13 protein-coding genes are annotated in these 18,538 nt (G+C 51.0%); 1 reads left to right on the forward strand and 12 read right to left on the reverse strand.

The window, feature by feature from the left end:
* Positions 1–6 precede the first annotated feature (6 nt).
* Positions 7–414: a phosphate-starvation-inducible protein PsiE gene (gene psiE, locus ACKPVM_RS02750; protein ID WP_409306701.1), complete on the forward strand. Its 408-nt coding sequence runs from the start codon at positions 7–9 to the stop codon at positions 412–414.
* Between the two features lie 50 nt (positions 415–464).
* Here the strand turns inward: psiE and yegS are convergent, their stop codons facing one another.
* The 12 genes from yegS to ACKPVM_RS02810 form a co-directional block, all read right to left on the reverse strand.
* Positions 465–1,364, reverse strand: a complete 900-nt coding sequence (gene yegS / locus ACKPVM_RS02755; protein ID WP_409306703.1) for a lipid kinase YegS — start codon at positions 1,362–1,364, stop codon at positions 465–467.
* 424 nt (positions 1,365–1,788) lie between these two features.
* Positions 1,789–3,150 (reverse strand): prephenate-dependent tRNA uridine(34) hydroxylase TrhP, encoded by a 1,362-nt coding sequence (trhP, locus tag ACKPVM_RS02760; protein WP_409306705.1) that lies wholly within the window; start codon positions 3,148–3,150, stop codon positions 1,789–1,791.
* Between the two features lie 175 nt (positions 3,151–3,325).
* The gene (locus tag ACKPVM_RS02765; protein WP_409306706.1) at positions 3,326–4,288 is read right to left on the reverse strand and encodes a glutathione S-transferase family protein; all 963 of its coding nucleotides are present in this window, start codon (positions 4,286–4,288) and stop codon (positions 3,326–3,328) included.
* Positions 4,289–4,440: 152 nt separating this feature from the next.
* Complete coding sequence (baeR, locus tag ACKPVM_RS02770) at positions 4,441–5,163, reverse strand: envelope stress response regulator BaeR (RefSeq protein ID WP_409306708.1); 723 nt, start codon at positions 5,161–5,163, stop codon at positions 4,441–4,443.
* A gap of 24 nt (positions 5,164–5,187) precedes the next feature.
* Positions 5,188–6,561 carry an envelope stress sensor histidine kinase BaeS gene (gene baeS, locus ACKPVM_RS02775; protein ID WP_409306949.1) on the reverse strand — a complete coding sequence of 458 codons (1,374 nt, stop codon included), beginning with the start codon at positions 6,559–6,561 and terminating at the stop codon, positions 5,188–5,190.
* A gap of 7 nt (positions 6,562–6,568) precedes the next feature.
* Positions 6,569–7,969 carry an MFS transporter gene (locus tag ACKPVM_RS02780; RefSeq protein WP_409306710.1) on the reverse strand — a complete coding sequence of 467 codons (1,401 nt, stop codon included), beginning with the start codon at positions 7,967–7,969 and terminating at the stop codon, positions 6,569–6,571.
* Positions 7,970–8,002: 33 nt separating this feature from the next.
* Positions 8,003–11,083 (reverse strand): multidrug efflux RND transporter permease subunit MdtC, encoded by a 3,081-nt coding sequence (gene mdtC / locus ACKPVM_RS02785; RefSeq protein WP_409306712.1) that lies wholly within the window; start codon positions 11,081–11,083, stop codon positions 8,003–8,005.
* Positions 11,080–14,247 (reverse strand): MdtB/MuxB family multidrug efflux RND transporter permease subunit, encoded by a 3,168-nt coding sequence (locus ACKPVM_RS02790; protein WP_409306714.1) that lies wholly within the window; start codon positions 14,245–14,247, stop codon positions 11,080–11,082. The genes mdtC and ACKPVM_RS02790 overlap by 4 nt, the downstream gene beginning before the upstream one ends.
* Positions 14,247–15,476 carry an MdtA/MuxA family multidrug efflux RND transporter periplasmic adaptor subunit gene (locus ACKPVM_RS02795; RefSeq protein WP_409306716.1) on the reverse strand — a complete coding sequence of 410 codons (1,230 nt, stop codon included), beginning with the start codon at positions 15,474–15,476 and terminating at the stop codon, positions 14,247–14,249. Before ACKPVM_RS02795 ends, ACKPVM_RS02790 begins: the two co-directional genes overlap by 1 nt.
* A 216-nt stretch (positions 15,477–15,692) precedes the next feature.
* Positions 15,693–16,889 (reverse strand): NupC/NupG family nucleoside CNT transporter, encoded by a 1,197-nt coding sequence (locus ACKPVM_RS02800; RefSeq protein ID WP_409306717.1) that lies wholly within the window; start codon positions 16,887–16,889, stop codon positions 15,693–15,695.
* A gap of 227 nt (positions 16,890–17,116) precedes the next feature.
* A complete protein-coding gene (locus ACKPVM_RS02805; protein ID WP_409306719.1) occupies positions 17,117–17,461 on the reverse strand; it encodes a glucose PTS transporter subunit EIIB in 345 nt (114 codons plus the stop codon).
* A 213-nt stretch (positions 17,462–17,674) separates the two neighbouring features.
* Positions 17,675–18,538, reverse strand: coding sequence for an aldose 1-epimerase (locus ACKPVM_RS02810; protein ID WP_409306721.1), 864 nt, complete (start codon positions 18,536–18,538; stop codon positions 17,675–17,677).

Below are 18,538 nucleotides of genomic sequence, written 5' to 3' on the forward strand. Positions count from 1 at the left end.
ATGGATATGGCAGGTTCGGCTCGTAGCGTGATGGCCGCTAAGGTGCTTCAGACGATATTAAATATTGGACTGCTGGTGTTGGCGATAATATTGGTTATTTTTTTGGTCAAGGAGACGGTACATCTGGCGAAGGTATTGTTGATCAGTAATGAGAAAGACTCCTCTTATCAATTGATCGAGGGGATCGTGATTTACTTCCTCTACTTTGAGTTTATTGCGTTAATTGTTAAATATTTTCAGTCGGGTTACCACTTTCCACTGCGCTATTTTGTCTATATCGGCATTACTGCCATTATCCGATTGATCATTGTCGATCACAAAAGTCCGTCCGATACGCTGATGTATTCGGCCGCTATTTTAGTGCTGGTAGTGGCGCTTTATCTGGCAAACAGTAACCGACTAAAGCGCGAATAGCGTGTGTTAATCCTATGCTTTGTTCAATCAACCTGGCTCTGGGATATCGACTATCCCAGTAAAGCGCACTGCGGCGGTAAACGACACTGAATGGCGGCAGGCAGTATTTCAATGTGAAAGTGTGTTGATTTGAGTGGTTCGCCATCCAGATTAAATGTCATTTCATCTGGCGCGATAATTTCCAACCAGGGCAGCGTGGCGGAGATCATATTCTGGTTCTCACTGCCGGTGAACCATGCCTGAAGCATATTGGGCAGGAGTTCCTGAGCGGAAAGTACGCTAAGCTCCAGAAAACCATCATTGATCAAAGCATCCGGGCAAAGGACTTGTCCTCCGCCAGCTTGGCGACCATTGCCTATCGCAATCACCATTGTGTCGCCTGACCAGTTAAAGCCCGGTCCGCGAATCTCGCAACGTTCGGCTTGCAGCATATCCATACGAAACAGGGCATGAAGAACATAAGATGCCCCACCCAACGCTGATTTCATTTTGGCTGGCGTTTCTGAGGTGATCCGCGTGGCGAAGCCACCGGTCGCCATATTGATGAAATAGTGTTTATCATTCACCTTCGCCATATCGATTGCCGTTGCGCGGCCTTTAATGGCTAAGATTAATGCCTGATGAGGGGCTAATGGAATTTGGCAACTGGTTGCAAAATCGTTTGCCGTTCCCAGCGGAATAATACCCAGACAGGGGCGTTTCCCCTCCGGTTGGCTGGCAAGCGCGGCTGCCACTTCATTGACGGTGCCATCGCCGCCAGCGGCAATGACATTGTCGGCGTTCAAATGAATGGCTTCTTCTACGTAACGTCGGGCATCGCCAAACTCCCAGGTGACGCGCACATCCAATGAATAGCCATCTTGACGGAATGCTATAATGGCTTCGCGCAGTTCCTCGTTATCCGCGCTTTTTCCATTCAGAATGAGTAAGGTCACCGGGCGCTTATCCATAGTATTCTCCATCTCAGATCAGGGCATTGGATATAAACATAATGCCTGATAATCATAGTCAGGAAATATCAACACAGGTATCGGAAGAATCGGTGAATAGTGCGATGGTCAGCGTGATGTTGGTGTGAAAGCGGCGGATGCGAGAAAAGAAAAAGCCAGCTCAAGGGAGATTGAGCTGGCCAAGGAGGTGGTTCCTAGTAGTATCACTACGCTTATTTTTCATTTTAGATTTTCTCAGCGACGCAATAGTAACCAGATGGTTTCGTAATTGATGTGATCTGATTCTAATATTTATTAAAAGCCCTGCACTTTGTGGCAATACCGACTATCTTGCATGAATGTTACCGCCCTATCACCTGCCACAGGATTGTGGCCGTGGTTTTTGCTGAACAGACTGGCGATAAACCAGCCTGTTCAATGGAGGTTATTTCGCGTTAGGATTGCGGGTGGTCGTGCCGGGTAAGTTACGTAATAGCAAGGCATAATCCAGCGCGATATCGTCGGGAACCGGTAAGTAGACAATGTGTCCGTTGCCTGGTGCGACATCCGTGGCCTGACCTTTGGTATTTTGCATGGATTCAATGGTGAATTGAACATTACCGCCAGGCGTCATCATTTCCACGCTGTCGCCGCAGGAGAATTTGTTTTTGACGGCGACTTCCGCTAAACCATCGCGGCGCACACCGGTGAATTCCCCAACAAACTGCTGACGATCCGACACGGAATAGCCGTAGTCATAATTCTGATAATCTTCATGAACGTGGCGGCGCAGGAAACCTTCGGTATAACCACGATGGGCCAGACCTTCCAGCGTTTGTAGTAATGTCGGATCGAACGGTTTACCCGCAACGGCGTCGTCGATGGCGCGGCGATAAACCTGTGCGGTACGGGCACAGTAATAGAATGACTTGGTACGGCCTTCTATTTTCAGCGAGTGCACCTGCATTTGCGTCAGGCGTTCCACGTGTTGAATCGCGCGTAAATCGCGGGAATTCATGATATAGGTGCCGTGTTCATCTTCAAAGGCACTCATATATTCGCCGGGGCGCTGGCTTTCTTCCAGCATAAAAACTTTATCGGTAGGTTCACCGATACCCAGCGTTGGCTCAACGTTTTTCACGGCAATGGGTTCGTGCTGATGGACGATATTACCGACTTCGTCTTCTTTACCTTCCTGAACCTTATACTCCCAACGGCAGGCATTGGTGCAGGTTCCCTGATTCGGATCGCGTTTGTTGATATAGCCGGATAAGAGGCAACGTCCGGAATAGGCCATACACAGCGCACCGTGCACAAAAATCTCCAGCTCCATTTCCGGTACTTGCTTACGGATTTCTTCAACCTCTTCCAACGACAGTTCGCGGGATAAAATGACACGACTTAACCCCATCTGCTGCCAGAATTTCACCGTTGCCCAGTTCACGGCATTTGCCTGAACAGAAAGATGGATCTGCATCTGGGGAAAGTTTTCTCGCACCAGCATGATCAAACCGGGATCTGACATAATCAGCGCATCTGGTCCCATTTCAACTACGGGTTGAAGATCGCGTAAGAATGTTTTCAGCTTGGCGTTATGCGGAGCAATATTCACAACAACATAGAATTTTTTGCCCAGTTCGTGGGCTTCGTTAATGGCTTGAGCCAACGTCTGATGATTGAATTCGTTGTTGCGAACCCGCAGGCTATAACGAGGTTGACCAGCATAAATAGCGTCAGCGCCATAGGCAAAGGCGTAACGCATATTTTTCAGCGTACCGGCCGGAGAAAGTAGTTCCGGTTTGAACATGGTGAGATTCTCGATTCTGATGACAAGTCAGGCTACCCCGACAGGGGGCAGTAAAGGCGGGGGATTCTAACGCTAATCTGTAGAAAATGCAGCAGATGGACGACGAAAAGTAGGCTTATTTGAGGCGCGATCGGTTGATAGCCTGCGAGTAACAAAGGCGCAGGCTTACAGGCGATTATACGCGGCTGGCAACGATTGATTCACCTAGCGCCGCGCGATTGTGTGGGCGAGATAAAGCCACACTGGGGCCGACAGGGACAATTTGAGTTGGGTTCAGCCAGGCGATACCATAATAGCCCGCCTTGATATGAGGGATATTCACCGTCTCGGATATTCCTGGCCACTGATACAGTTCACGCAGGTAGTTCGACAAATTGGCATAATCTTCAATTCGGCGCAGGTTACATTTAAATGCACCATGGTAGGCAACATCAAAACGGACTAGCGTGACAAAAAGACGCCAGTCTGCCTCGGTCAGGGTATCGCCCGCGAGATAACGATGGGTTGCCAGGTGCGCTTCCAGTTCATCCAGTGTGTCGAACAATGCGGTAACCGAGAGATCGTAACTTTCCTGTGTTTTGGCAAAGCCTGTTTTATACACACCATTATTGACATTGTGATAGATCGTCTCATTCCAACGATGGATCTCGTCGTGCAGCGTGGTCGGGTAAAAGTCCAGACGGTTGTTATTCAGATCGTTAAAGGCGTGGTTCAGAATACGAATAATATCGGCCGATTCGTTATTCACAATTCGTCCTTCGATACGATCCCATAAAACCGGCACTGAGACTTTTCCTGTGTAGTGCGGTTCGCTGGCGGTATATAGCTGATGCAGAAAACGAACGGGCTCAATGTGTTTGCCCGCATCCTGCGGGGTGGTGAATTCCCAGCCGTTATCGCCGATGCGCGGTTCAGCAATGGATACCTGAATGATATCTTCCAGTGCTTTTAGCTTGCGAAAGATCAGCGTGCGGGAAGCCCACGGGCAAAGGTAGGAGACAAAAAGCTGGTAACGACCCGGTTCGGGAATAATCTCACTGTGCCGGAAGGTGGTTTCCTGTCGGTGAAACGCGCCATTTTTGATTTCCTCGGCGGCAACATCACCATTAACCCATTTACCGTCTACTAAACCTGACATCGTTTTATCCCCTCGTCCTATATGTCTTCATCATTATTTTAGATTAGGAAGATTAACAGCCTAAGAGAAAGAAAAAATGACAAATTTTTAAATATGTTAAACAGATTTTTTGACGAGCCGTTGTGCGGTTTGGCCGGAAAGTCGGATCGGGATTAAATCGCATCGCAAGGCGCGGCTTCCCAACGATAACCAATACCGTAAACTGTGCGGATAAATGAAGTTTCATCATCAATCTGTTCCAGCTTGCGTCGCAGATTTTTGATATGGCTATCAATGGTACGATCGGTCACGACACGGTAATCGTCATAAAGCTTATCCAACAAGGCTTCACGGGAAAAAACTTTGCCCGGTTCGGTAGAAAGCGTTTTGAGCAGTCTGAATTCTGCCGGAGTGAGATCGAGATTCTGGCCGAGGTAACTGGCCTGAAAACCGTTTTTATCAATCAGTAATGCGGTTTTTTCCTGTGGATGCTGCGATTCATTTTGCCAACCGCAGCGGCGAAGCAACGTTCTGACCCTAACGACCACTTCCCGTGGGCTGAAAGGTTTGCAAATGTAATCATCAGCACCGATCTCTAAACCGAGTAAACGGTCAATTTCCTCAATACGCGCCGTCACCATAATGATTGGCACGTTAGAAAACTGGCGAATGGTGCGGCAGATTGTCAGCCCATCACAGCCCGGCAGCATAAGATCTAATAAAATCAATGCGGGTGAATGGTAACGCACCCAGTCAACAACATGATTTCCGTCGGTGATCCAGTGGGTGGGATAATCTGCTGTTTGCAGGTAATCGACCAGCAATTGCCCTAGCTTGGGTTCGTCTTCGACGATCAAGATGGGAGGTGGGTTGGCTAACGTGGATTCAGTTGTCATTGTTTCAGATTCCGTATTGGCACGCTATTCCGTTGAAAGAAAAGGGAGTTCAACGGTAATCAATAAGCCACCCCATGAGGAATGTTCAGCATACAACCGTCCTCCATGAGCCTCAACGATATTTTTGCAGATGGCTAACCCCAAACCAGAGCCTCCGCTGGCACGGTTGCGTGAGTTTTCTGCCCGGTAAAATCGTTCAAAAATCAGCGCCAGTTGCTCTTCGGTGACGCCAGGAGCGCTGTCTTGCCAGGTGATTAGCAGCAATTTTTGGCGTCGTACGACGCGAACCGCCATTCTTCCCTGTTCGTCAGTATAGCGCAGGCTATTTTCCAGCAGGTTATTGAACAGTTGGCCTAGCCGATCGGGATCGCCGAAAACCGTGGCATGTTCGGGAAGATCGATGGTCAGATCTATCTGTTTTTTCTGATAGCGATCGCCAAAGGCGGCAATGGCAATATGGATCAATTGCACAATATCCACGGCGACGCGACGATAGGCCAGCGCGCCAAGATCGGAGAGTGATAGCTGATGAAGGTCGTCTACCAACTTGGTCAACGTTGTCACTTCAGCCTGTAATGAACTCAATGAGCTGGCATTGGGTTGGCGAACACCATCTTGCAGCGCCTCAAGCTCGCCACGCAGTACGGCTAAGGGCGTTCTCAGTTCATGAGAGACATCGGCCATAAAATCACGACGGGATTGCTCATTTTTTTCCAACGCGCTGGCGAGTTGGTTAAAGTCCTGCGCTAAGCGCCCCAGTTCATCGTGTGTATTCGCCGGCACGCGTGCGCTGAAATCCCCAGCCGCCAAATGGTGTATGCCATTGACCAGCCGTTTTACCGGGGCCAATAGGCCACGTGAGGTTAACCAGGTGGCAATGATCGCCAGCAGCGTCGACAGGGCGACAATCAGCCAACTGGTTCTCTGCTGCTGTCGATCAAAGTTGATGTCGGCATTGCGGGTGAGTCGTTCAATCGGAGAAGCGACAATCCAGCCAACGGTTTGCTGGTGTACGATAATCGGCTGCCATGTGCTGTCTCTGGACACGGGCGCGGGTGAGCCAAACAGCTTGTTTTTTTCCGCATCCAACACCCAGAGACGTACCCGCCAGCCTTGCATGCCGTTATGAGTATTGTCATCGGTGTTTTGATCCATGGAATGCAGCATTTTAAACACCAGCCGTTCATTATTGCGCAAAAACGACCAGTTACCATGCTGTTGATATTGCTCAGCTAATGCATCACGCAACTGAACAACGCGTTGTTCGTTACCGTGTTTGATGTAGTCAATGAACCCGCGTTCAAAACTGACGCGTACCCCCCAGTGCATGGTGATCAGCACCAGCATGCAGGTGGCGAAAATCGCGAGAAAGAGCTTGGCGGTGATTCCGAATTTCATGATGACCTCACGATCGACGGGAGAGCGTGGATTGCTTAACGGCATCGGTTGGCACACGTTTAAAAATCAACGCGGGCAGGGCAATGATAACCACCATGCTGAGATACGTGTAGAGGAACACGGTGTGGGTTTCGCCACTCCCTGCCGTCATGTGCGGTTGAGAAAACATGCCTAACAGGATACCTGCAATGCTCACGCCCAGACTGGTAGACAATTGCATTGTCATTGACAGCAGACTATTACCCCCACTGGCGAGCGCATCCGGTAGATCTTTCAACGTGATCGTATTCATGGTCGAGAAGCGGATGGCGTTTACCGTTCCAAGGAAGAACAACACGATCGGGATCATCCAGATCCATTTCATCAGTGCCACTAAGGCGAACAACGCGGTAACCAGCGCCAGCAACAGTGTGGAGGCGACTAATACTCTGCGGTAACCGAATCGATTGACGATCTGCACGACGACACGTTTCATCCCCATGCTGCCAAGCACCATCGGCACCATCATCAGCCCAGCATGGAAGGGGGAAAATCCCATTCCCAGTTGTAAAAACAGCGGGGTCATGAACGGTAACATGCCGCTACCGATACGCGCCAGTAGCCCTCCGGTCAGACCAATAGAGAAGGTATGAGTATCGAACAGTCGTAAATTGAATAGCGCTCGCTCGTTATGTCGGGCATGTAACCAGTAGCTCAATAATGCGATCAATCCTATCGCGATCAATGCAAAAATGGCGATCGGTGGAATACCCAGGCTACGGTGACCATCTAAAGCCAAGGTGAGTGTCGCCATGCCGACGACCAGCCAAAGGAAACCGCTGATATCGAAACGCTGAGTTTGCATGGTGTAATTAGGCATCAGCAGCCAGGTTGCCAACGCACCGATAATGCCGACCGGCAGGTTGATAAGAAAAATCCAGTGCCAACTGGCGTATTCGACCAGAAAGCCGCCAAGTGCTGGCCCCATGAGCGGGCCAATCTGACCGGGCAATGTCACGAATGTCATCGCGGCCATATATTGATCGCGCGGGACGATTTTCATCACCGTCAAACGGCCTACCGGCACCATCATGGCACCTCCCACGCCCTGAATGACTCGCGAGATCAGCAGTTCATTTAATGTTTCTGAACGTGCGCATAGCAGTGAACCCAGCGTGAAAAGCAGAATTGCCGCGAAAAAAATATTCTTCACGCCGATTCGGTCCGCCAACCAGCCGCTGGCCGGTAGCATGACGGCGACCGTCAGAACGTAAGAAACAATGACCGAATGCATATGCAGCGGGCTTTCATTCAGGCTGGCAGCCATCGATGGCAAGGCCGTATTCACTATCGTCGTATCCAGCGTCTGCATAAAGAAGCCAAAGGCGACGATCCACAGTTGCCAGCGCACGGAGGCCGGTCGGGGCATATTTAAGACTTCCTCATTATCAATGCGACTTCATCACGACAGTGACAACGCTTTCTCCGGCGTTTTACGTCGCATCATCCGCAGACGATCAAAAAACAGGTAGACCACCGGCGTGGTGTAGAGCGTCAATAGTTGGCTCATCACTAACCCGCCGACGATGGTGATACCTAATGGCTGACGTAGCTCGGCACCGTCACCGGTGCTAAGCACCAGCGGCAGCGCGCCGAACAGCGCGGCTAACGTGGTCATCATAATCGGCCGGAATCGTAACAGACTGGCCTGAAAAATCGCGTCTTTAGCACTCATACCGCCGGTTCGCTGCGCCACTAAAGCAAAATCCACCATCATAATGGCATTCTTCTTAACAATACCGATCAACAGCATAATGCCAATAAGCGCGATTAAACTGAACGGTGATCCAAACCATTCCAGTGCTAACAACGCGCCTACGCCCGCAGAAGGCAAGGTGGACAGGATGGTGAGCGGATGTACGTAACTTTCGTACAATATTCCCAACACGATATAGACCGTGATGATGGCAGCCAGAATCAGCAATAGCTGGGAGGATTGTGACTGCTGAAACGCCTGTGCGGTACCGGAGAATTCTCCTCGAACGGTTGAGGGGACGCCCAGCGAGGTCATGGCCCGTTCAATCGCCGTGGTGGCTTGTGACAGCGTCGACCCTTCCGGTAAGTTAAATGAAATGGTTGAAGCGGCTGACAGCCCCTGATGATTGACCGACAGCGGTGCATTAATGGGCTGCCAATGCGCAAAGTAAGACAATGGGATAGGCTTACCGTCGTTATTAATCACAAACATCTTATCCAGCGAACTGACGTCTTGCGTATAGGCTGAATCGACCTCCATGACGACTTTATATTGATTGAGCGGCTGATAAATGGTGGAGATCTGTCGTTGCCCAAATGCGTTATTCAACAATGCGTTGGCGCTGGCAACACTGATCTCTAACTGCGCCATGGCGTCACGGTCATAAGAGAGTGCCATTTCCGCCCCCTTGTTTTGCTGATCGGAATTGACATCGGCCAGTTCGGGGAGTGTGCTCAGCGCGTGACGAATCTTCGGCTCCCAGGAACGGAGATCGCCAAGATCGTCAGATAATAACGTGTATTGGTAACTGGCGTTCGCTTCCCGTCCTCCGATACGGATATCCTGTACCGGCATTAAAAACAGATTGGCTCCGGGCTCTTTTGCCAGCTTAATTCTCAGACGACTAATGACCTGCTGGGCGCTGACATCACGTTCAGATAGCGGCTTAAGGGAGATAAACATGGAGCCGCTGTTGGTTCTCATCCCGCCGGTAAAGCCCGTCACGTTATCCACAGCCGGATCGTCGCGCACGATGGTCATAAAATTTTGTAATTTCACTCTCATCGCTTGAAAAGAGATGCTTTGGTCTGCCTGAATGAACCCCATCAGTCTGCCCGTATCCTGCTCAGGGAAAAACGTTTTGGGTATGCTGATATACAGCCAAATATTCAGGGCGATCGTTCCCAATAGCAGGAGCAATACCCAGCGAGCATGGTTAAGCACCCACTTGAGCGAACGGCCATAGTGCTGTTGCACCGCCGTGATAACACGGCCGAACCCGCGGTTACGCTGTTGGTTTTTGGGCGACGTGCCCCGTAGTAAACGGGCGCACATCATGGGCGTAAGCGTGAGCGAAATCAGCAGGGAAATCACAATAGCCACCGATAACGTCACGGCAAACTCCCGAAACAGCCGTCCCGCTAAGCCATCCATTAACAAGAGCGGGATGAAAACGGCGACTAGCGACAGGCTCATCGAAAGTACGGTGAATCCCACCTCCTTCACGCCTTGTAGCGAAGCCTGTTTGGGTTTCATTCCCGCTTCGATGTGGCGAGATATGTTTTCCAGCACCACAATCGCGTCATCTACGACGAAACCGGTGGCGATAGTCAGTGCCATCAATGAGAGGTTATTCAGGCTGAAACCGCATAAATACATGGCGGCAAATGTGCCAATCAGTGAAACCGGTACGGCCACGGCAGGGATCAGCGTGGCGCGTCCAGAACGTAAAAACAGAAAGACCACCAGAATGACCAGCGCGATGGCAATCACCAGCGATTGTTCGACTTCAGCAAGTGAGGCGCGAATGGTTGGCGAGCGATCCTGCGCCACATTCAGTTGAATGGTGGTGGGAAGCGTAGCGCGGAGTGCTGGTAGCGCGGCACGAATGCTATCGACCGTTTTAATGATATTGGCGTCGGGGGATCGACGGATCATGACCAGAATCGCCGGTTTTCCGTCAGCCATCCCGGCGTTACGTGCGTCTTGTACCGCGTCTTCCACCGTTGCAACATCGCTCAGTCGTACCGCCGCACCGTTACGGTAATGAATGATGAGTGGTTTATAGGCGTCCGCCGTCTTCAGTTCATCGTTAGTCTGGATCTGCCAATGCTGTTGGTGATTATCAATATTTCCCAACGGTTGGCGTACATTTGCCTGGCTGATGGCCTGACGTACCGTGTCCAGCGATATTCCCTGATTGAAGAGCGTCAGAGGATTGAGGGCGACACGAACGGCGGGCAGGGAGCTGCCGCCAATAGAAACATCGCCGACGCCTTCCATCTGGGCGATTTTCTGTGCCAATTGCGTTGACGCGAAGTCATAGAGTTTCCCCTGATCGTAGGTGTCAGACGTTAACGTCAGGATCATGATGGGGGCATCAGAAGGGTTCACCTTGCGGTAAACCGGGCGGCTCGACATTCCGGACGGCAACATATTTTGCGCCGCATTGATCGCGGCCTGAACATCGCGGGCGGCACCGTTAATCTCGCGCTCGAGATCGAACACCAAAATAATGCGCGTGCTGCCGAGTGAACTGGTGGACGTCATTTCACTGACGCCAGCAATACGCCCCAGAGAACGTTCCAGTGGCGTCGCGACGGAAGAAGCCATCGTTTCCGGCGAGGCACCCGGTAGCGAGGCGCTAACCAAAATGACCGGAAACTCTACCTGCGGCAGAGGGGAAACGGGGAGCAGACGAAATCCCATCACGCCACAGAGGGTAATCGCCAGTGTCAGCAAGGTGGTCGCGACGGGCCGATGAATGAACAGGGCGAAGAACTTCACTCAGTCTCTTCCTCCAGACGTGGCGAACGGCGTGAGCGTGTCGCCAGCCTGTCAAACAGCAGATAAATGACCGGTGTCGTAAACAGCGTCAGAATCTGGCTCATGATCAGGCCGCCAACCATACAGATGCCGAGTGGTTGTCGTAGCTCAGCGCCAACCCCGCCACTCAACATAAGCGGTAAGGCACTGAGCAGCGCCGCCATGGTGGTCATCAGAATGGGGCGAAAACGCAGCAGGCAGGCCTGATAGATCGCATCGTAGGGTGTCATTCCCTGTTCTCGTTCCGCCGCCAGCGCGAAATCGATCATCATAATGGCGTTTTTCTTCACGATACCGATGAGCAGAATGATACCGATGATGGCAATCACATCCAGTTCACTGTCGGCCATCATCAGCGCCAGCAGTGCGCCAACGCCTGCCGTTGGTAAGGTAGAAAGGATGGTCACCGGGTGAATGAAGCTTTCATACAGCACGCCGAGCACGATATACATGGCAATAACGGCCGCGACAATCAACCATACTGTGCTGCCCAATGCGGATTGAAACGCCAGCGAGCTCCCCTGAAAACGGGTGGTGATATCGGCGGGTAAATTCATGCGTTGTTCAGCCTGGGTAATAGCGTCTACCGCTTCACCTAGCGAATGGTTGCGGTTCACGTTAAACGAGATCGTGGTGGAGGGAAATTGGTCAATACGATTAATCGCCAAAGGCCCCTGACGTTCTTCAATGGTTGCGATGCTGCTGAGTGGAATGCTCCCGCCTTCGCTGTTCACTAATCGCACATCGTTCAATGCTTCCAGCGCATGGGGTATTGTCGTGGTACGACTCGTATCGGTGTTATCGGTTGTTGGAGGTGTGACCGTATTATGTTCCAGCACCACGCGATACTGGCTGGATTGCGTATATATCGTAGAAATCAGACGCTGCCCAAACGCGTTATACAACGCGTTATCGACCTGTGCCATGGTAATCCCCAGACGGCTGGCGCTGTCCCGATTGACGTTAACATAGGCCACGGGCGCACGATCCTGCCAGTCACTGCTCACCTCTTCCAACTGTGGCAGCGTCTGTAATTCTTGCATGAGTTTGGGTACCCACAGGCTCAGTTCATCGAGAGACATGGCCTGTAAGGTAAATTGATACTGTGTACGGCTTACCTGAGTATCGATGGTTAAGTCTTGTACCGGCTGTAAATAAAGCTGTATGCCGGGAAGTTGGTTGGTTTGTTGCTGCAATCGGCTGATAATATCGGGAATGCGTTCGGTACGTTCGTTTAGAGGGCGCAAGTTAATTTGTAAACGCGCACTGTTTAACGCGGCATTCGTTCCATCGACGCCAACGAAGGATGCAATGCTTTGGACTGCCGGGTCCTTCATGATGATCGACGTCACCTGCTGCTGACGGTCTGCCATATTGCTAAAAGAGACGGATTGCGGCGCTTGTAGCGTTCCTTGAATCACGCTGTTGTCCTGTACCGGAAAGAATCCTTTAGGGATCCACAGGTAAAGCAAGACGGTCATCAGAAGGGTGCCTAATGCGACGCTGAGCGTTAGCCAGGGATGATTCAACACCTTGCGCAGATAATGACCATATGCCTCGACCAGCCGGGTAAACAGATGTTCGCTGGCGCGGGTAAAACGGTTCTGTTTGCGCAGCGACTGGTGACTAAGCATGCGTGCGCACATCATCGGGGTGAGCGTGAGTGAAACGACGGCTGAAATCAGAATGGCAATCGCTAATGTGATGGCAAATTCCCGAAACAGGCGTCCGATAATATCGCCCATGAACAGCAACGGGATCAGTACGGCAATCAGTGAGAACGTCAATGAAATAATGGTAAAACCGATTTCTCCCGCGCCTTTTAAGGCCGCATTAAGCGGTTTTTCGCCTTTCTCGATGTAACGGGAAATGTTTTCAATCACCACGATCGCATCATCGACCACAAAGCCAGTCGCAATGGTGAGCGCCATCAGCGTCAGGTTATTAATGGAAAAGCCGAGGAAATACATGGCGGCAAAGGTGCCAATCAGCGACAGCGGCACGGCGACACTGGGAATGAGTGTCGCAACCGCGTTACGCAGAAACAGGTAAATCACCATCACGACCAGCGCGATCGCCAGCAACAGCTCGAACTGAACGTCTTTGACCGACGCTCGAATACTGGTGGTGCGATCGGTCAGCGTGGTGACCTCGACCGATTTTGGCAAGCTGGCCGCCAGCCCTGGCAACATGCTACGAATACGATCGGTGGTTGCGATCACATTGGCACCGGGTTGACGCTGGATGTTGATAATAATGGCTTGCTGGCGATTGGCCCAGGCTGCCAGATAAGTATTTTCCGGTGCTTGCTCGACCGTGGCAATATCACGCAGGCGAATTGGTGCCTCATTACGCCATGTCACGATCAATTGCCGATAGTCTTCCGCAGATTTCATCTGGTCGTTGGCGGACAACGTGACAGAACGCGTTGGCCCGTCGAGGCTGCCTTTGGCTGAATTCACGTTGGCGGCGGTGATGGCGGTTCGAACATCCTCGCTAATGAGTCCATAAGCCGCCATCGCTGGCGCATTTAATTTCACTCTAACCGCAGGACGTTGCCCGCCAGCCAGCGACACCAGACCCACGCCAGTGACCTGCGAGATCTTTTGCGCGATGCGGTTATCGACCATGTCCTGAACCTGCGTCATTGGCATGGCGCTAGAGGTGACCGCCAACGTCATAATCGGAGGATCGGCTGGATTAACCTTGCTGTAGGTTGGTGGGTAGGGGAGGTCTGAGGGCAGCAGGTTGGTAGCCGCATTGATTGCCGCCTGTACATCCTGCTCCGCAATATCCAGCGACAGTTCCAACTGGAACTGTAGTGTGATCACCGAAGCCCCGCCTGAACTTTGCGTCGACATTTGCTTCAGCCCGGACATTTGACCAAACTGGCGTTCCAATGGTGCGGTAATGGCCGATGTCACCACGTCGGGGCTGGCACCCGGATACAGGGTGATGACCTGAATCGTGGGGTAATCCACTTCCGGTAGCGCGGAAACGGGCAGCGCCCGATAGCCAATCAATCCAGCCAGCAGAATGGCGAGCATCAGGAGTGTGGTGGCAACCGGACGTAGAATAAAAAGCCGTGAGGGGCCGCCGCCGCGGGTGGGCACCGTATCCTGCATCAGGATTTCTCCCCGGTGGCGACCGACGTTTTCGCGAGGTCACTGGAGGATAGAATGTCAACTTTTGCCCCTTCGGTCAGGCGATCGATCCCATCGGTGACGACCTGTACCCCCGCATCAAGACCGGCAGTAATCACAACTTGCTGACCATATTGAATGCCGATAGTGACTTGGCGTTTACTGACTTCGTTTTTGTCATTCAGGATCCAGACAAAACGGCCCTCGTTACTCATTTGTATCGCTGCCGTGGGCGCAACGATGGCATCCTGTAGCGTATCAACCTGCATACGAATATTGACGAACTGGTTAGGGAATAACACGTCATCCAGATTTTCAAAACGCGCCTTGAGTTTAATGGTGCCGGTTGTCACATCGATCTGATTGTCCATACTGAGCAGGTGACCCTGTGATAGCTTTTTCTTATTGGCACGATCCCAGGCTTCAACCGTAGGCGTATGGCCCGATTGCTGCGCGTTCAAAATGGTGGCGATCTCACCTTCCGGCACGGTAAAAAGCACATCGATAGGGTGTGTTTGTGTAATGACGACCAGACCGTTGGTATCGCTGCTGGTGATGTAATTCCCTACGTCCACTTGTTTCAAACCGACTCGTCCATCGATTGGGGCGGTAATCTTACTGTAAGTCAGCTGGAGTTCTGCACTGGCTACCGCACCTTCGTCCGCTTTCAGCGTACCTTCAGCCTGACGGACCTGGGCGATTTGCGCATCCAACTCCTGACGGGAAATCAGGTTGGTTTTGACCAGTTGTTGATAGCGCGATAAATCCTGGCGGGCATTTGCCAGCACGGCCTGATCTTTAGCCAACTGTCCCTGGGCTTGCGTCAGTTCAACCTGAAAAGGGCGCGGGTCAATCTCTGCCAGTAAATCGCCTGCTTTTACCTGTTGCCCTTCTTGAAAGTGTAGCGCCATCAACTCACCGCTTACACGACTACGGATCGTGACCGTGTTGGCGGCGATGACCGTGCCAAGGCCCGAAAGATAATAGGGCACCGATGCTGATTGTGTGAACGCTGCTTGAACGGGGGGCAAGGCTCTCATCGCCGCATGTCGTCCACCGCTATTGCTGTTTCCACGGGATTGAGACGCGTTTTTCTCCCCGCCAGACACCGGCGTTGTCGAGGATTGACTGAAATGGCGCCAAAGCAGTAGTGCGGTAAGCGTAACGGCAGCAAGAATAATCAACAGACGTGAGGGACGTTTGGCATTCATAATAAAGGGGTAACACTCCAGATGGCACGGGGAACGGCTTAGGCGTCATAAAAACAGTACGCTACATAAACAATACGCTATATAACCAAGCCGTTTTATCATACTAGTTTAAACAGTTCATACCGGACAAAAATGAAGGAAATATGGAAGATGTGTCAGGGTTTGTAGCGGTATCGCTCTCCGGCGGCATGATACCGTCGGAGAGCGATAAAAAGGTTATAGCACCAACCCTGCGATGGAAGCGGAAAGAATACTCACCAGCGTTGATCCATATACCAGTTTCAGACCAAAGCGTGAGACCACATTGCCCTGTTGTTCATTCAGGCCTTTAATCGCACCGGCAATGATACCGATTGACGAAAAGTTCGCGAAGGACACCAGAAACACGGACAGGATGCCGACGCTGCGCGGAGAAAGCGTATCGGCCACTTTTTGCAGTTCCAGCATGGCGACGAACTCATTGGATACCAGTTTGGTTGCCATAATGCTGCCAACTTGCAGGGCTTCATGAGACGGAATACCCATAATCCAGGCAAACGGGTAGAAAACGTAACCGAGAATATCCTGGAAACTGACGCCGAAAATCGCGCTGAAGATGGCGTTAATGGCGGCAATTAAGGCAATAAAACCGATCAGCATGGCGGCAACGATGACGGCGACTTTGAAACCGGCAAGGATGTATTCGCCCAGCATTTCGAAAAAGCTTTGATTCTCATGCAGGTTACCTAGCTGGAGCTCTGGTTCATCACTGACTTTGTAAGGGTTGATGAGTGACAGCACAATAAAGGTGCTGAACATGTTCAGAATCAGCGCGGCGACCACGAATTTAGCGTCAAGCATCGACATGTAAGCGCCGACGATGGACATGGATACCGTTGACATCGCGGTTGCGGCCATGGTGTACATGCGTTTTTCGGACATCTTGCCCAGAATGTCTTTGTAGGCAATGAAGTTTTCAGACTGACCCAGGATCAATGAACTCACTGCGTTAAATGATTCGAGTTTTCCCATACCGTTGACTTTCGACAGCACGGTGCCAATGACCCGAATGACGATAGGTAATACTTTGATGTATTGCAGGATCCCGATCAGCGCAGAAATAAAAACGATAGGGCAGAGCACCTTGAAGAAGAAGGAGATTAGGTTTTTTTCACTGTTGACCATATCACCGAAGACGAAATCGGTTCCCTGACCCGCGAACCCGAGTAATTTATCGAAGAGGGCCGCCACCCATTTGACTGCGCCTAATCCGACATCAGAATAGAGGAAGAAGTAGGCTAGCAGGATCTCAATCACTAACAGTTGAATAATAAAGCGGATACGGATGCTTTTACGATCCCGGCAAATCAGCAGCGCCAGAACGGCAACGACAACTAACGCCAAAATAAATTGCGCAATATGGGATAGCGACATGAGTGCTCCAAATGTGAGGTCTGATAGGTTTTTTCACATCATTCTATGTAACGCATACACTAAAATGAGATAAAGAACGCAAAACCATAATTATATCTTGAGAAAGCGCCTAAACTGAATGGCCTACCCCGTTATTTAATCCTGGTCAGGTTGATTGTGGCGATAAACATCCAGCGCCGAAGCGCGGTGGCCTTCGTACACTGGATGTTTTGAGAGGTATTGTGGCGTTAATGGTCTGGGGTATCGTCCGCGTCGAACCAGTCTGCCAATTCTTGTCGCAGATTATCGGACTGCCTGCCAAAGATGGCCTGCACCTGGTGACCGACAATAATCACGCCCCGAGCGCCAAGCTTTTGTAGATGATCGCTGTTGACTAGTCGTAGATTGTCCACTTCGACACGTAGTCGGGTAATGCAGGCATCCAGACTGATAATGTTCTCTTTACCCCCAAAGGCGCTCACTAACTGCTGCAAATTTTCTTTATCCAGCGGCGAAGTCATCTCAATATCTGCGATTTGCTTCTTGCCAAGCATGGATGCAAACAATTTTTTGAAGTTATGGATTCTTCCCATCGCTGTCACCTTGTTGGAATGGCAAACCGATTGTGTGATTGGCTTGCGTCATTTCTGAATGAAAACGCTATTGAGTCTAGCGGGTACGGATACGATGACACGATATTCGATAACGATATCTTTGAATTGTGATGTCGCCAGACAAAAATGCGGCAATAGCTATTTTCTCATCGGCTATTAGCGAGTGAGTCCTTCTATTATCCTTATTCAAAGCTACGTGCGATGAGCAGAAACACTGATAACCATCTTTAAATGCAGTGAATCGCCTTTATTGAGCATTCTGAGTCCCGGTCTGCCCGGCGCGTGGTGGGCATTGACCTGATGAGTCTGCGGTTCAAGGCAGATAAATCCGCCATCATGGGTCTGAAAGACCATTAGCCACGGTGTATCGCATCTCATCGCGATATGATGCTGGTCATTCACGATGTTAGCCACGCCGTTCCAACCGGAATAACCATTGTTAATCCAGCGTCCTGACGGGCTCAAAGGTGTAGAAAAATCTAAACCCGCCTTATGGTCATGTGTATACCACTCAACCGGTAGGTGGTGTTCATCCTCAGTCCAAAATCCAGTGGATGAAAACTGAACACGGTCCTCCGGTGACAGTAAAAAATAAGGGTGAAAACCGATGCCATAGGGCATCGGATGGGCTCCGGTATGGATGAGTGTTGCTTCGGTATGAAACTCATCATTGTGCAATGAATATTTCAGCTCAGCCGTGAATTCGTAACCCGCTAATGTGGCTGATTTCAGACAAAATACGAGAGTTGTTTCATCGTGATAAGAGACATCCCAATGAGCTAGCCACCCATTGCCATGGAGATAGAATGGATCGTTGTACTCATTTTTAGGCAGATGATATTCACGGTCCCCTACGACAAAACGATTACCGGCGATGCGATTGGCGAAAGGGAGCATGGGGAACATCGCGGAGTCCGCCGGGTGCCAGCTTTTGCTGCCGTCCCATGGCCTTAAGATAGCCGCAGAATTTGGCACGGTTTCGAGGCTGAGCGTACATGCGCCTTGCGATGTGACCCGTGCCCTTAAGCACGGGTTTTCCAGCGTATAGATATCCAT

The organism is Pectobacterium hainanensis (assembly GCF_046237015.1).
Classification (GTDB): domain Bacteria; phylum Pseudomonadota; class Gammaproteobacteria; order Enterobacterales; family Enterobacteriaceae; genus JBJYIN01.